Consider the following 15262-nt stretch of genomic DNA (forward strand, 5'->3'; position numbering starts at 1 on the left):
TCGATGAGAGCCCGCGCCGTCCCGTTCGTCCTCGCCGCGCTGGTCCTGGGCGTGGCGGCCGTCGTCGTGGTGCTCCACGGCCGTGGCGTCGGCATCGAGGTGCTCAGCGGGGACTTCCGGGACACGCGGTACTACGAGGTCCTGTACGACGACGACGCGACCGCCGAGGACGTCGTCGAGGTCGCCGAGGCCCCCAGCGGGATCGCCGAGATGGACGACGGCACCGAGGTGCGGCTCTACGGGATCAACGACCAGGAGGGCGGCGACGCGGAGAAGGCGGCGGTGCAGGTCCGGCGCCCCGGCGCCGACCCGGTGGCCAAGCTGGTCCCCACAGCCCTGGAGGTGACGGCCGTCGGAGACCACGCGGTGCTCCACTCCCTCTCCGGCGAGGTCACGACCGTCGAGCCCGACGGTGCGCTGCGCGAGATCACGCGCAACGGCACGGGTGCCGACGGCATGATCGTCCTCGAGGGGTACGAGCCGGCCGACGGCGTGGAGCCCGGGGACGTCCTGGTCGGCAACGACCAGGTGGTCACCCTCTACCGTCCGTCGACGCGCACGGTGCACGAGGTGCCCTTGCCGAAGGTCGACCCGGAGATCCTCCCGGACGTCGAGATCGCGGACGGGCGGATCTGGCTCGTGGAGTCCGAGCCGCTGAAGGTCTCGGTTCGCTGGTCGACCGATGGTGAGGAGTGGTCGGGCACGGAGTACGTTCCCGAGCCGCGCACCGGCCCCGCGGGGACCTCGGCGCACGGCGACGCGCTGGCGATCGTCGACTCGACCGCGACGGACATGGCGTTCTCCGCCCGGACGCTGCACGTCGTCGAGGACGGCCAGGTCCGCTCGATCGACCTGCCGGAGCGCGTCGACGACGGCTACCTCGGTTGGTCGGTCGGCGACCAGGTGCTCATCGGCTACGAGCAGACCTGGTTCCGCGGCGGGCCGGAGGGGTTGGAACGGTTCGACGTCCCGGGGGACGTGTTCGCGATGGCCTTCGCCGGGAAGGACCTCGTCGCGCTCGGCGACGACGAGGCCTGGACCAGCCCCGACGGCGGGGACTCCTGGGACGACCTCGACGACTGAGTGTCGGCGGCTCGTGCCGGCGATCGGACCGCGTCAGCCGGCTCGGGCGATGCGGATGTGTCTGCCTGTGCGGTGGGTGCGCAGGGTGCGGCCGATCTCGTGGGTGCCGGGGTCGATGCTGAAGTAGCCCTGGTGGACGAGTGCGTGGCATCTGGGACAGAGTCCGATGAGGTTGGCGACGAGTCGTTAGTCTGCCCTGCATGGAGACGCCGCGTCGGGCTGCGATCTACGCCCGCATTTCATCAGATCCTTCGGGTCGCGCGCTGGGGGTTCAACGGCAGCTCGAAGACTGCCGGGCGCAGGCACAGCAGCGCGGGATCACGGTGGCCGAGGAGTACGTCGACAACGACGTATCGGCGTACTCGGGCAAGGCTCGACCGGGATACGAGCAGATGCTTGCTGACATCCGGGACGGCCTGCGCGACGCGGTGATTGTCTACAACCTTGATCGACTAACTCGCCAGCCGATCGAGTTGGAGCAGTTCCACCAGACGTGCAACGGAGCCGGGCTGCGGGCGGTCATCACCGTGACTGCTGAGCTGGACATGAGCAATGACGACGGCCTGTTCGCTGCCCGACTCATGGCCGCGTTCGCTGCGAAGGAGTCTGCTCGCAAGTCCGAGCGGGTGAAGCGCAAGCTTCGCCAGAACGCGGAGATGGGCCTGCCGGGCGGTGGAGGTTTGCGCCCGTTCGGTTTCGAGAAGGACCGAATGACCGTGCGGCCAGCTGAGGCCGCCGTGATCGTGGAGATGGTCGAGCGATTCTTGGCTGGAGAATCCGCGCGATCGCTGGCTGCAGACTTGGATGCTAGGGGCGTGCCGACTTCATCAGGCAGTCCGTGGCGATCCACCACGATTCGGAACCTCCTGCTGCGGGCCCGTATCGCCGGCCTGCGGGAGCACAACGGGGACATCCTCGGTCCGGCTGCGTGGCCGGGGATCATCAGTCCCGAGCAGTTCGAGCAGATCCGTAGCGAGTTCAAGCGCCGCGCATCGTCGGGCCGGCGCGCCCCTCGACGGTATCTGCTGTCAGGGATGCTGCGGTGCGGCAAGTGCGAGGGCAAGCTGTTCTCATCGGCACGAGAGACTCGACGGCGCTACGTGTGTCTGTCCGGCCCAGATCATCAGGGTTGCGGCGGCATCATGATCGACGCGCCGCGGGTTGAAGAGTGGCTCACCGCTGCGGTCCTGTTCCGCCTCGATACGCCGGACATGGAGGCGGTGCTTTCAGGGCAGCGCGCACAGGATGAGCGATACGGGGAGCTCTCCATCGAGCGCGACCGGCTCCAAGCGCGCATGACCGAACTCAGTGAGATGTTCGCCGCCGGCGAGGTGTCTCGGCTCGAGTGGAAGGCCGCCCGCGATCCCCTCGAAGCAGCGCTCACCTCCACGGACACCCAACTGGCGCGCCTCTCTCACGGTTCCACCCTTGCCCAGATCGTCGGACAAGGCGCGGCACTCCGCGAGGGGTGGGACGCCCTGAACCTTGAGCGCCAGCACAAGATCGTTGGTGCGGTACTCGACTACGCGGTCATCAAGCCGGCACAGCGTCGGGGCCATTTCGACTACGACCGGATCGTCCCGGTGTGGGCGCTGTAGGCGCCGGCCGCCGGCGCTCCGCGCTCGGCTTGCCGCCACCTATCAGCACCCGCACCCGGGCCAGCACCGACGCATCCTCGACATGGACCGGAACACCCTGTTCAGCGCACGATGCAGCCACCCAGGCAGCAAGGTCATCAGGGTCGATCGCCACGATTCACGACCCCCACTGAGCCCAGACCGCGGGAGGGCCGTCCCAGGACTCGGCCTCATCGGAGTTCCACACCTGCGCAGGACTCGCATCGAGATGCCGCGAGGCTTGCGCAAGTACGTCGGCCGCAGACCGACCGCCGATTGAGATCGCCACCGGCTGGAAGCCCTGAGCCAAGTCGTACCTGTGCAGCCCGGAGACTCGATCCCGGTCATCGTCGAATGACTTCGCTACGTACTTCGACAGGTAGTTCGCGGCCACGCGCGCCTCTGACAACCTGCCCGACCCGACGGGTAGGTCGCCTATGAGCTTGATGTGGACGAATCCGTGAGGCCACGCCGCAACGAGCTGCGAACGGTTGATGAATCGGCCCACAGCGAAGTGAGCATGAAGGCCGTGGTCGGTCTTGTGCCATTCCGGCACCCAGACGTACGGGAACGCCTCCCCGCCAAGGCGTCCGCGGAGGTCGCGGAAGAAGAGCGCCAGGTGGTCGCGCAGGACGAGGGGGTCGTGGTTCCCGCTCCCGCGATACGTGAGCGTGCCAAGTCGGTTGAGACCGTTCGCGGCGCAGTACCGCCGCAGGTTTGAGCGTGCCCGTCGACCTGCCTCAGCAGCGGCTCGAGCGGGGTCGGCTGCTGAGCCCCGGGCTACATACGCGGGAGTTCTGCGGGTCGATGAGACGAACGAGCCGCCACCTTCACCGGCAGCGGGCACAAGTGTGAACCGCCAGCCGGCATCGGGGCGGATTAGGACGGAGTGGGAAAGGTCGTGAGAGACCATCGGTCAACCTCGTACATGCGAAAGGGCGTCGGAAGAAACCGAACGGCCCTCTCTAAGGAGCTATGTATGAGATGACGTCTGTGAGCATCCATGCCGGCGGAGGATGCCCAGGACCAGTGATGTGTGTGAAATCGCCAGCACCGTTCGCAACCAGTAGAGCATCCGAACGACATGCCTGTCATTCGAACGGGAAATTCCTCTATGAAGTGGGCTGCCGCGTGGTCGAGCGCGAGCGCTCGACCACTTGCCCTCGGAGTCTCAGCACGGCCCCCGAGTTATGTTGCTAGTTCAAGTGAAGCGCGCCGGCTTCCTCACTTCTAGTCCCCATCTCCAGCGGAGGACTCCTCCTCTTCCTCGTCTGGCAGGTAGAGGTGGTCCTCGGATCCGGGGATTTCCTCGATAATCTCCGCCCAGCTTGCGACGGTTTGATTCCCGCTGAGCATGGTGTTGAACGAGTGCACCAGAGACTTGGAGGCCGGACGCAGTTGATTGGACAAATGCCGGAGGTCCTTCGCCGCCTGGAGTGCGCCAGTAATTCCCACACTGGCTTCCTCGACCACGGGGCGCAGTCCCCAAAGCGTTCGAAAGTAGCTCCAGGAATCCTCCTCAATCGTCTGGTCCTCGTCCTCCAGGGCCATGCTGATGATGAGCCTGACCATCACGTCGACCTCGTTGACTCGCTCGACGTACTCCGCCGAGGTCAGGTCGAACTGGCTGGCAGGTTCCTTTAGTGAATCTGCGTACTTCCGAATAAGGGTCAGACGGCCGGCAAACGACGTCGTATTTTCCACTTCGCTTCCCAGGAGGTTGGCGACCTCGCCAAGCCCATTCATCAGTCCAGTAAAGTCCTCAAGCAGCTCCACCATTCTTTCTGCGGCGACTTCTCCGGCCGCGAGTAGGTCAACTGTTCCCGGACCATCGTCGTCATCAGGGTCCGATGGATCGTCGGGGGTGTTGGATAGTGCTGTGGCGTGCTCAACCACTGACGGTTCGAGAGCCTCCATTTCATTCCAGACCCTCGTCGCCGTGACGAGTTTGCCCTCGCCAGAAAGAGCAGTCCGGAGAGCTTCGATGAGCGAGTCCCTCGCGTCGATAAGACCAGCCTCCGTCCGCTTGAACTTGACGGTGCGAATGGTGTTGACATCGAATGGCAGGTTCTCGTGCTCGCCGATCTGAATTGTGATCTTGTCTCGCGTGTGTCGAAGTCCCAGTTCGTACATAACGTTCGCGTTGCCGCCAGTGAGATCGGCGATGACTACATCAGCATCACGAAGGAACGTAAAGATCTGCTCGGGGATCTCTCCTGTTTCTGAGATCTTGTCAGCACGGATCGGCGTCATTCCAAACTTTGCGCAGGCCGGCTGGAATACGTTCTCCCACATCTGGGTGGCATTCTCATACCTCATTCGACCCGGAGTGCCCGCCGGTTCGAGCCGGTCGCCAATTGGTCCGACGATAAAGCAGGATTTGCCTGTGCCAAGTTCGCTGTCATCCATTGATCTCTCCTATGCGGTTGGATCAAGTGTAATGAGACAGAGGTCCAGATTCGGCATGCACGATTCAGAACTTGTGAGGTTGGCGAGGTCAGTGGTGCCGCCGTGGGACCAGTACTCGACGTGATGGACGTGCACGATCGGTCCGTTGCAGCCGAGTCCGCCGCAGCGTCCGCCTTGGCGGGTGACGACGGCCTTGCGTTGGGCGGGGGTGGCGAGGCGTGCGGTGCGGCCGACGTCGAGGACGGAGTGCTTGCCGGCGGTCAGGATCGGGGTGAGGGCGCTGTCGCAGAGCATCTGCTGGAGCTGGGCCGGTCCGATGGTCCCGAAGCCGGCGAGGTCGGCGGTCGTGGTGTCAGCGTCCTGGGCGAGGTCGGCGAGGTCGAGCGTCAGTGAGACGTGGGGTCGGACGCCCTTGTCCTGGGGAAGTCCGGATTCGAGGATGCTGCTGAGCATCTGGTCGAGGGCGGTGACGCGGCGTTCGTTGACGGGGCGGTCGTCCTCGGCGCAGGTGGGTGCGGAGAGCGACTGCAGGACGGTCTTGAGCTTGGTGCCGGTGTCGAACGACAGGAACCCGGTGACATGAAATCCCTCGCCGACGGCGGAGAGCTTGATGTCGTGCTTGGCCATGCCCTTGATCCAGGCCTCGTCGAGGTCGTCGGGGTGGGCAGCGTCGCGGAGCTTCTTGACCGCCTGGCGCATCTTCTTGGGCTCGGCCTTCGCCGCGAGGTCCAGCATCCAGTCCATCGAGACCTCCACGACCGCAGGGTCGATGTGACGACTCGCGTAGGTGAACGCGTCGACGTGGTCCAGCGAGATGGCCCCGGCGGTGGCGAGGTCGGCGAGCTCGGGCATGTCGTCCAGCGTCCGGGCCGACCTGCTGAGCTGGGAGGCGTCCTTGGCGTCGAGGTGCAGCTGATCGCGCAGCCAGTTCTTCACACTCGAGCAGCCCTCGGCCTCGTGGTCGCCGTGCTCGGCCATCTCGGCGACCAGGTCGACCTTCGCCGCATCGATCGCGTTCTGCACGACCTGCAGCAGCCGCAGCGCATCGGTGGTCGTCGGGTACTCACGCAACGCACGCGCAGCAGTGGTCAGCTGCTCGGCGACGTGCTGCGTAATCATGAGTCCAGACTACCGAACACATGAGCGATACTCCAGGGTCGAAAGTCCCGGAAACTACTGAGGTTGCAGCACTCCTCATGTGTGTGTCGAGACCGACGAAGCCGCGTGGGCAGGAGGAGAAGCGTGCTTCTAGCCGCGTCTACGCGTTCGGTGTCCGGGTGGCGACGGGCCACGCTCGAGGGGGGAGTGCTCGCTGCTAGGCTCGGACACGTTCCACCCGACATCCTTTAACCACCGTCCCGTGAGGCGGAGAAGGAGGTCAGACATGGTCGTGCCCGACGGCACATCCGGTCCTGACGCTCGTGCAGCCACCCCCTCCGACGTGGGGCGCACCGTCCTCGACGAGACCGACATCTCCCGGGCTCTCACCCGGATCACGCACGAGATCCTCGAGCGCAACCGCGATGCCGACGGTCTCGTGATCCTCGGCATCCCCACCCGTGGCGTGCCGCTCGCGAAGCGCATCGCCGCTCGCATGAGCGAGGTGGAGGGGCGCTCCATCAACGCAGGCGCGCTCGACATCACGATGTATCGCGACGACCTGCACAGCGGCCCCGTCCGGTCGCTGGAGCACACCGACATCCCCGACGACGTCGACGGCCGCACCGTGGTCCTCGTCGACGACGTGCTGATGAGCGGTCGCACCATCCGCGCCGCGCTCGACGCGCTCGCGGACCTCGGCCGCCCCAAGGCGGTGCAGCTCGCCGTCCTCGTCGACCGTGGTCACCGTGAGCTGCCGATCCGCGCCGACTTCGTGGGCAAGAACCTGCCGACGTCGCTCACCGAGAAGGTGCGCGTGCGCCTTGCGGAGGCCGACGACCGGCCCGACGCCGTCTCCATCGAGGGAGGCGCGGCATGAAGCACCTGCTCAGCGCCGGCGACCTCGACCGTGACGAGGCGGTCCACGTCCTCGACACCGCCGAGGAGCTCCTCGGAGTGGCGCAGCGCCCGATCAAGAAGCTGCCCACGCTGCGCGGGCGCACCGTGGTCAACCTCTTCTTCGAGGACTCGACCCGCACCCGCATCAGCTTCGAGGCGGCGGCCAAGCGGCTCTCCGCCGACGTCATCAACTTCTCCGCCAAGGGGTCCAGCGCCTCCAAGGGCGAAGGCCTGAAGGACACCGCGCTCACGCTCCAGGCGATGGGCGCCGACGCCGTGGTCGTCCGGCACGGCGCGTCGGGTGCCCCGCACCGGCTCGCGCACGAGGCATGGACGAAGGGCGCGGTGGTCAACGCCGGCGACGGCACGCACGAGCACCCCACCCAGGCTCTGCTCGACGCGTTCACCATGCGCCGCCACCTGACCGACGATGCGGCGAACGGCACCGGCGCCGACCTGTCCGGCAAGCGCGTCACCATCGTCGGCGACGTGCTGCACAGCCGGGTGGCGCGGTCCAACGCCCTGCTGCTGCACACGCTCGGCGCGCACGTCACGCTCGTCGCGCCGCCCACGCTGCTGCCCGTCGGCGTCGACACCTGGCCGGTCGAGACCTCCTACGACCTCGACGAGACCCTCGAGGGCACCGACGCGCTCATGATGCTGCGGGTCCAGGGGGAGCGGATGAACGACGCCTACTTCCCGAGCGCCCGCGAGTACAGCCGTCGCTACGGTCTCGACGTCGCCCGCATGAACCGACTGCCCGACCACGGGATCGTCATGCACCCCGGCCCCATGAACCGCGGCATGGAGATCAGCGCCGACGTCGCCGACTCCGGCCGCTCCGTCATCGTCGAGCAGGTCACGAACGGCGTCGCCGTCCGCATGGCCGTCCTGTACCTGCTGCTCGGCGGCTCCCAGAACCAGAACGAAGGAACGGCATGACCTCCTACCTCCTGCGAGACGCCCGTCCGCTGGGCGGCGACCCCGTCGACCTGCTGCTGCGCGACGGCGTCATCGTCGAGATCGGTCCCGACCTCGACGATGACGGGGCCGTCGTGGTCGACGCCGAGGGCCTCGTGGCCCTGCCCGGTCTCGTCGACCTGCACACCCACCTGCGCGAGCCCGGCCGTGAGGACGCCGAGACGGTGCTCACCGGCACGCAGTCGGCAGCACGCGGCGGCTTCACCTGCGTGCACGCCATGGCCAACACCTCGCCCGTCGCCGACACGGCCGGCGTGGTCGAGCAGGTCTGGCGGCTCGGCCGCGAGGGCGGCTTCTGCGACGTCCAGCCCGTCGGCGCCGTGACCGTGGGCCTCAAGGGCGAGCGACTCGCGGAGCTGGGCGCCATGGCCGACTCCGCCGCCGGCGTCCGGGTGTTCTCCGACGACGGCATCTGCGTGTCCGACGCCGTCCTGATGCGCCGCGCGCTGGAGTACGTCAAGGCCTTCGACGGCGTGGTCGCCCAGCACGCGCAGGAGCCGCGGCTCACCGAGGGCGCCCAGATGAACGAGGGCGCGCTGTCAGGCGAGCTCGGCCTCGTCGGCTGGCCCGCCGTGGCGGAGGAGGCGATCATCGCCCGCGACGTGCTGCTGGCCGAGCACGTCGGCTCGCGGCTGCACGTCTGCCACCTGTCCACCCGCGGGTCGGTCGAGATCGTCCGCTGGGCCAAGAGCCGCGGCATCGACGTGACCGCCGAGGTCACGCCGCACCACCTGCTGCTCACCGACGACCTCGTGCGCAGCTACGACCCGATCTTCAAGGTCAACCCGCCGCTGCGCACCGCCGACGACGTGGCAGCCGTGCGCGAGGGTCTCGCCGACGGCACGATCGACATCGTCGCCACCGACCACGCACCCCATCCCATGGAGGACAAGGAGTGCGAGTGGTCTGCCGCCGCCTTCGGGATGATCGGCCTGGAGACCGCGCTGTCCATCGTGCAGGAGTCGATGGTCGATACCGGCGCCCTCTCCTGGGAGCAGGTCGCCGAGGTGCTCTCGGCGCGTCCGGCCCGCATCGGCCGCGTGCGCGAGCACGGCCGCCCGCTCGCCGTGGGCGAGCCGGCCAACGTCGTGCTCTACGACCCCGCAGCCACCCGCACCGTGGTGCCCGGGGACACCGCGTCGCTGTCACGCAACACCCCCTACGCCGGGCGCGAGCTGCCCGGCCGCGTGGTCGCCACGTTCCTGCGCGGCGTCCCCACCGTCCTGTCCGGCGAGCTGACCGAAGGAGTGCACGCATGACCCAGATGTCCACCACCCGACCGAGCGGGGCGCGCCGTGCGCCCGTTGCTGCCGTGCTCGTCCTCGAGGACGGTCGCACCTTCCGTGGCGAGTCGTTCGGCGCGGAGGGCACCACGATCGCCGAGATCGTGTTCGCCACCGGCATGACCGGCTACCAGGAGACGTTGACCGATCCCTCGTACCGCGGCCAGGTCGTCGTCATGACCGCCCCGCACATCGGCAACACGGGCGTCAACGACGAGGACTTCGAGTCCCGTCGCGTGTGGGTCGACGGCTACGTGGTGCGCGACCCCTCCCGCGTCCGCAGCAGCTGGCGGTCCAACCGCTCGCTCGACGACCTGCTCGGCGAGCAGGGCGTCGTGGGCATCAGCGGTGTCGACACCCGCGCCCTCACCCGCCACCTGCGCGAGCGCGGTTCCATGCGCGCCGCGATCAGCACCGAGCCCCAGCACACGGGCGGCTCGGTCGACGCGCTCCTCGCCCTCGTCCAGGCGGCCCCGTCGATGGAGGGCTCGAGCTTCCTCGACGACGTCACCACGCCCGAGCCGTACGTGGTGGAGGCCGTGGGGGAGAAGCGCTTCACCGTGGCCGCGATCGACCTCGGCATCAAGGGCATGACGCCCCGACGCATGGCCGAGCGCGGCATCGAGGTGCACGTGCTGCCGGCCTCCTCCACCATCGACGACGTGCTGGCCGTGGGACCCGACGGGGTGTTCATGTCCAACGGTCCGGGCGACCCTGCCACGGCCGACCACGTCGTGGGGGTCCTGCGCGAGGTGCTCGAGCGCCGCATCCCCTACTTCGGGATCTGCCTGGGCAACCAGATGCTCGGCCGCGCCCTCGGTCGCGGCACGTACAAGCTCAAGTACGGCCACCGCGGCATCAACCAGCCCGTGCAGGACCGCACCACCGGCAAGGTCGAGATCACGAGCCAGAACCACGGCTTCGCGGTCGACGCCCCGCTCGAGGGCACCTTCGAGACGCCCTACGGCGACGCGCACGTGACCCACGTCGGCCTGAACGACCAGGTGGTCGAGGGCGTCGCGCTCGTCGACGGCCCGGCCTTCAGCGTCCAGTACCACCCCGAGGCGGCCGCCGGGCCGCACGACGCGGCGTACCTCTTCGACCGGTTCGTCCAGCTCATGGCCGACCACGCACCCGGGCACACCGGCAGCGACTCCACCACTTCTGGGAAGGACGGCGCCTGATGCCCAAGCGCACCGACATCTCGTCGATCCTCGTGATCGGCTCCGGCCCGATCGTCATCGGTCAGGCCTGCGAGTTCGACTACTCCGGCACGCAGGCCTGCCGCGTGCTCCGCGAGGAGGGGATCCGGGTCATCCTGGTCAACTCCAACCCGGCCACGATCATGACGGACCCGGAGTTCGCCGACGCCACCTACGTCGAGCCGATCACGCCGGAGTTCGTGGAGAAGGTCATCGCCAAGGAGCGTCCCGACGCCCTGCTCGCGACCCTGGGCGGGCAGACGGCGCTCAACGCCGCCATCGCCCTCGACAAGGCCGGCGTCCTGCGCAAGTACGACGTGGAGCTGATCGGCGCCTCGGTCGAGGCGATCGAGAAGGGCGAGAACCGTGAGTCCTTCAAGAAGATCGTCGAGGACCTGCCGAAGGAGTGGGGTGCCGAGGTGGCCCGCTCGGTCATCTGCCACACCATGGACGAGTGCCTCGCCGGAGTCGACGACCTCGGCGGCTACCCCGTCGTCGTCCGGCCGTCCTTCACCATGGGCGGGTCGGGCTCGGGCCTGGCGTACGACGAGGAGGACCTGCACCGCATCGCCGGCTCCGGCCTCGCGCTCAGCCCCACCACCGAGGTGCTCCTGGAGGAGTCGATCCTCGGCTGGAAGGAGTACGAGCTCGAGGTCATGCGCGACACCGCCGACAACGTGGTGATCGTGTGCTCCATCGAGAACTTCGACCCGGTCGGCGTGCACACGGGCGACTCGATCACCGTCGCTCCCGCGCTCACGCTCACCGACGTGGAGTACCAGCGCCTGCGCGACATCTCCCTCGGCGTCATCCGCGAGGTCGGCGTCGACACCGGCGGCTGCAACATCCAGTTCGCCGTCGACCCGGCCACCGGACGCATCGTCGTCATCGAGATGAACCCGCGCGTCTCGCGGTCGTCGGCGCTGGCGTCGAAGGCCACCGGCTTCCCGATCGCCAAGATCGCGGCCAAGGTGGCCATCGGCTACACGCTCGACGAGATCCCCAACGACATCACCCGCGTCACGCCCGCGTCCTTCGAGCCGACGCTCGACTACGTGGTCGTCAAGGTCCCGCGCTTCGCGTTCGAGAAGTTCCCGGCCGCCGACTCCACCCTCACCACGCACATGAAGTCCGTCGGCGAGGCGATGGCGATCGGTCGCAGCTTCACCGAGGCGCTCCAGAAGGCCCTGCGGTCGCTCGAGCGCCCCGACGCGGAGTTCGACTGGACCAAGGAGTGGGTCGAGCTCGACAAGGACGCGCTGCTCGAGGAGATCGGTCGCCCGCACGACGGTCGGCTCAAGAAGGTCATGGACGCCATCCGCGCGGGCGCCACGCCCGACGAGGTGTTCGAGGCCACGAGCATCGACCCGTGGTTCGTGGACCAGCTGGCCCTCATCAACGAGGTCGCGACCGACCTCATCGCCGCCGCCGAGCTGTCGCCCGTGCTGCTGCGTCGCGCCAAGCGGCACGGCTTCTCGGACCGGCAGATCGGTCGCATCCGCGGCATGTCCGCCGACGTCGTGCGCGGGGTGCGCCACGCCCTGGGCGTGCGGCCGGTCTACAAGACGGTCGACACGTGCGCCGCGGAGTTCGCGGCGAGGACGCCGTACCACTACTCCTCCTACGACGAGGAGACCGAGGTCGAGCCGCGCGAGAAGCCGGCCGTCCTGGTGCTCGGCAGCGGCCCGAACCGCATCGGCCAGGGCATCGAGTTCGACTACTCCTGCGTGCACGCGGTGCAGGCCCTGAGCGCGGTCGGCTACGAGACGATCATGGTCAACTGCAACCCCGAGACCGTGTCGACGGACTACGACACGGCCGACCGGCTCTACTTCGAGCCGCTCACGCTCGAGGACGTGCTGGAGGTCGTGCACGCCGAGGAGCAGGCCGGCCCGGTCGCCGGCGTCATCGTCCAGCTGGGTGGACAGACGCCCCTGGGCCTCGCCGCCGGGCTGGAGGAGGCGGGTGTCACCATCGTCGGCACGCAGCCGTCGGCCATCGACCTCGCCGAGGAGCGGGGTGCGTTCGGCCAGGTGCTCGACGCCGCCGGGCTCGTGGCTCCCAAGAGCGGCATGGCCACCACGTTCGACCACGCGAAGCAGATCGCCGACGAGATCGGCTACCCCGTGCTGGTGCGTCCGTCGTACGTGCTCGGCGGTCGAGGCATGGAGATCGTGTACGACGAGCAGACCCTCGGCGACTACATCACCCGGGCCACGGAGATCACCCCCGAGCGCCCCGTGCTCGTCGACCGCTTCCTCGACGACGCCATCGAGATCGACGTCGACGCGCTGTACGACGGCACCGAGCTGTTCCTCGGCGGCGTCATGGAGCACATCGAGGAGGCCGGCGTGCACTCCGGTGACTCGGCGTGCGCCCTTCCGCCGATCACGCTCGGCAACCTGGAGATCGACCGCATCCGCGAGGCCACCGAGGCCATCGCCCGCGGCGTCGGCGTGCGCGGCCTGGTGAACATCCAGTTCGCGCTGTCGTCGGACATCCTCTACGTCATCGAGGCCAACCCGCGGGCGAGCCGCACGGTGCCGTTCGTGTCCAAGGCCACGGCGACGCCGCTCGCGAAGGCCGCGGCGCGGATCATGCTGGGGGAGAGCATCGCCGACCTGCGCGCCGAGGGCCTGCTCCCGACCGACCGCGACGGCGGACGGCTGCCGGACGACGCGCCCATCGCGGTCAAGGAGGCCGTCATGCCCTTCAACCGGTTCCGGACCTACGAGGGCACGTACGTCGACACCCTGCTCGGCCCGGAGATGCGCTCCACCGGTGAGGTCATGGGCTTCGACACGACGTTCGGCACCGCCTACGCCAAGAGCCAGGCGGGTGCGCAGAACGGCCTGCCGACGTCGGGCAAGGTGTTCGTGTCGGTGGCCAACCGCGACAAGCGGCACATGATCTTCCCGATCAAGCGACTGGCCGACCTCGGCTTCGAGATCCTGGCCACGAGCGGGACGGCCGTGGTGCTCGCCCGCAACGGCGTGAAGGCCACGGTCATCCGCAAGCTGCAGGAGGAGCCGCTCCCGGGCCAGGAGCCGTCGACGATCGTCGACAAGATCCGCGACCAGGACGTCGACCTCATCATCAACACCCCGCACGGCATCTCCGGTGGGGCGAACGCACGTGTCGACGGGTACGAGATCCGCACGGCCGCCGTGGCCGAGGGCATCCCGTGCATCACGACGGTGCAGGGCCTCGCCGCCGCGGTGCAGGGCATCGAGGCGCTGCGCGAGCAGCGGGTGGGCGTCCGGTCGCTCCAGGAGTGGGCCGAACGGTTCGAGCCGGCCGCGCCCGCGACGTCGGGGGGCGCCTCGTGAGCTTCGGTTCCCGCGCCCGCGCCGCGATGGACGCCTACGGTCCCGCCTGCATCGGCATCGATCCGCACGGGGCGCTGCTCGAGGCGTGGGGCGTGGGGGACACCCTCGAGGGCCTCGACCGGTTCGCGGCCGCCTGCGTGGAGGCGTTCGCGGGCCAGGTGGGCTTCGTCAAGCCGCAGTCGGCGTTCTTCGAGCGGTTCGGCGCACGGGGCGTGGCGATCCTCGAGCGCACCCTGCAGGACCTGCGGCACACCGGCACCCTCACGATCCTCGACGTCAAGCGTGGCGACATCGGCTCCACCGCCGAGGCCTACGCCGACGCGTACCTCGACGAGGACAGCCCCATGGCCGCCGACGCCGTGACCGTGAGCCCGTACCTCGGCTTCGGCTCGCTCAGGCCCTTCCTCGACGTGGCCGAGAAGAACGACGCCGGCGTCTTCGTGCTGGCGCTGACCTCCAACCCCGAGGGTCCCGAGGTCCAGCACGCCGCCTCGGCCTCCGGTCGGACCGTCGCCGGTGACGTGCTGGCCGCCCTGCGTGCCGCCAACGAGGGTGCCACCCCGATGGGGTCCTACGGCGCCGTCGTCGGCGCGACGATCGGCGAGACCGACGAGGACCTCGACGTCAACGGGCCGCTCCTCGCGCCCGGCTTCGGCAGCCAGGGCGGCACCGTCGACGACCTGCGCCGGATCTTCGGCGACGTCGCGCACCTGGTGCTGCCGTCCACCTCGCGGCAGGTGCTGTCGGCCGGTCCCGACGTCGACGCGCTGCGCGCTGCGGCCGTCGCCGTGAACGAGTCCCTGCAGTTGTAGGCTCACCCTGACCACCGCGCGTCTGCGCTGGTCAGAGCACCCGCATCGATCCGAGGAGACCTGCATGACGCGCCCTCGCGTGAAGCACGCCGCGACCGCCGTGGCGGCGACCCTGGCCGGTGTCCTGCTGGCGGGCTGTGGTGGGCAGAGCCCCTACTGCGGGGCCGTGGAGAAGAACGCCGACACCCTCAACTCGTTCGGCAAGACGCGGACCGACGCGGCGTACACCTCCTACTCCAAGACCTTCAAGAGCATCGCCAAGGACGCGCCCGCGGGCGTCAAGGACGACTGGACGACCCTGGCCAAGGTGACCGACGGCGTGCTCGCCGCGCAGAAGGAGGTCGGCCTGCCGCTCGAGGACATGCGCGACGAGAAGGTCGTGGCCGAGCTCGACGACGCGCAGCTCAAGACCCTGAACGACGCCTACGAGGCGTTCAACGCCACGGCCGACCAGCGCACCGCGGTGGTCAAGAACGCCAAGACCGAGTGCGAGATCACCCTGAAGTGATCGCCCCGCATCCATCGACGTCGTGGCGCGCAGGCGTCCGG

11 protein-coding genes are annotated in these 15262 nt (G+C 68.6%); 9 read left to right on the plus strand and 2 right to left on the minus strand.

Annotated features, from left to right (window positions below):
- Positions 1 to 3 precede the first annotated feature (3 nt).
- Together ASF38_RS16645 and ASF38_RS16650 are read left to right on the plus strand one after the other, a co-directional pair.
- Positions 4 to 1083 (plus strand): hypothetical protein, encoded by a 1080-nt coding sequence (locus ASF38_RS16645; RefSeq protein WP_156366976.1) that lies wholly within the window; start codon positions 4 to 6, stop codon positions 1081 to 1083.
- Positions 1084 to 1283: 200 nt separating this feature from the next.
- Positions 1284 to 2681 carry a recombinase family protein gene (locus tag ASF38_RS16650; protein WP_082480843.1) on the plus strand — a complete coding sequence of 466 codons (1398 nt, stop codon included), beginning with the start codon at positions 1284 to 1286 and terminating at the stop codon, positions 2679 to 2681.
- A 1248-nt stretch (positions 2682 to 3929) separates the two neighbouring features.
- Here the strand turns inward: ASF38_RS16650 and ASF38_RS16660 are convergent.
- Positions 3930 to 5108: a hypothetical protein gene (locus ASF38_RS16660; protein ID WP_156366977.1), complete on the minus strand. Its 1179-nt coding sequence runs from the start codon at positions 5106 to 5108 to the stop codon at positions 3930 to 3932.
- A 9-nt stretch (positions 5109 to 5117) separates the two neighbouring features.
- Positions 5118 to 6227: a DUF222 domain-containing protein gene (locus ASF38_RS16665; protein WP_056577557.1), complete on the minus strand. Its 1110-nt coding sequence runs from the start codon at positions 6225 to 6227 to the stop codon at positions 5118 to 5120.
- 265 nt (positions 6228 to 6492) lie between these two features.
- Between ASF38_RS16665 and pyrR the strand changes: the two genes are divergently transcribed.
- The 7 genes from pyrR (at position 6493) to ASF38_RS16700 (ending at position 15221) form a co-directional block, all read left to right on the plus strand.
- A complete protein-coding gene (pyrR, locus tag ASF38_RS16670; protein WP_055970418.1) occupies positions 6493 to 7086 on the plus strand; it encodes a bifunctional pyr operon transcriptional regulator/uracil phosphoribosyltransferase PyrR in 594 nt (197 codons plus the stop codon).
- Entirely contained in the window at positions 7083 to 8048 is a 966-nt protein-coding gene (locus ASF38_RS16675) for an aspartate carbamoyltransferase catalytic subunit (RefSeq protein ID WP_055970416.1), read from the plus strand. Before pyrR ends, ASF38_RS16675 begins: the two co-directional genes overlap by 4 nt.
- Complete coding sequence (locus ASF38_RS16680; protein ID WP_055970414.1) at positions 8045 to 9346, plus strand: dihydroorotase; 1302 nt, start codon at positions 8045 to 8047, stop codon at positions 9344 to 9346. Before ASF38_RS16675 ends, ASF38_RS16680 begins: the two co-directional genes overlap by 4 nt.
- Positions 9343 to 10554 (plus strand): glutamine-hydrolyzing carbamoyl-phosphate synthase small subunit, encoded by a 1212-nt coding sequence (gene carA, locus ASF38_RS16685; RefSeq protein WP_200914578.1) that lies wholly within the window; start codon positions 9343 to 9345, stop codon positions 10552 to 10554. Before ASF38_RS16680 ends, carA begins: the two co-directional genes overlap by 4 nt.
- Positions 10554 to 13901: a carbamoyl-phosphate synthase large subunit gene (gene carB / locus ASF38_RS16690; RefSeq protein WP_055970411.1), complete on the plus strand. Its 3348-nt coding sequence runs from the start codon at positions 10554 to 10556 to the stop codon at positions 13899 to 13901. The genes carA and carB overlap by 1 nt, the downstream gene beginning before the upstream one ends.
- A complete protein-coding gene (gene pyrF / locus ASF38_RS16695) occupies positions 13898 to 14713 on the plus strand; it encodes an orotidine-5'-phosphate decarboxylase (protein ID WP_082480856.1) in 816 nt (271 codons plus the stop codon). Before carB ends, pyrF begins: the two co-directional genes overlap by 4 nt.
- Before the next feature lie 64 nt (positions 14714 to 14777).
- Complete coding sequence (locus ASF38_RS16700) at positions 14778 to 15221, plus strand: hypothetical protein (RefSeq protein WP_056577562.1); 444 nt, start codon at positions 14778 to 14780, stop codon at positions 15219 to 15221.
- Positions 15222 to 15262: the final 41 nt, after the last annotated feature.

It is taken from the genome of Aeromicrobium sp. Leaf272, from assembly GCF_001422865.1.
GTDB lineage: Bacteria > Actinomycetota > Actinomycetes > Propionibacteriales > Nocardioidaceae > Aeromicrobium.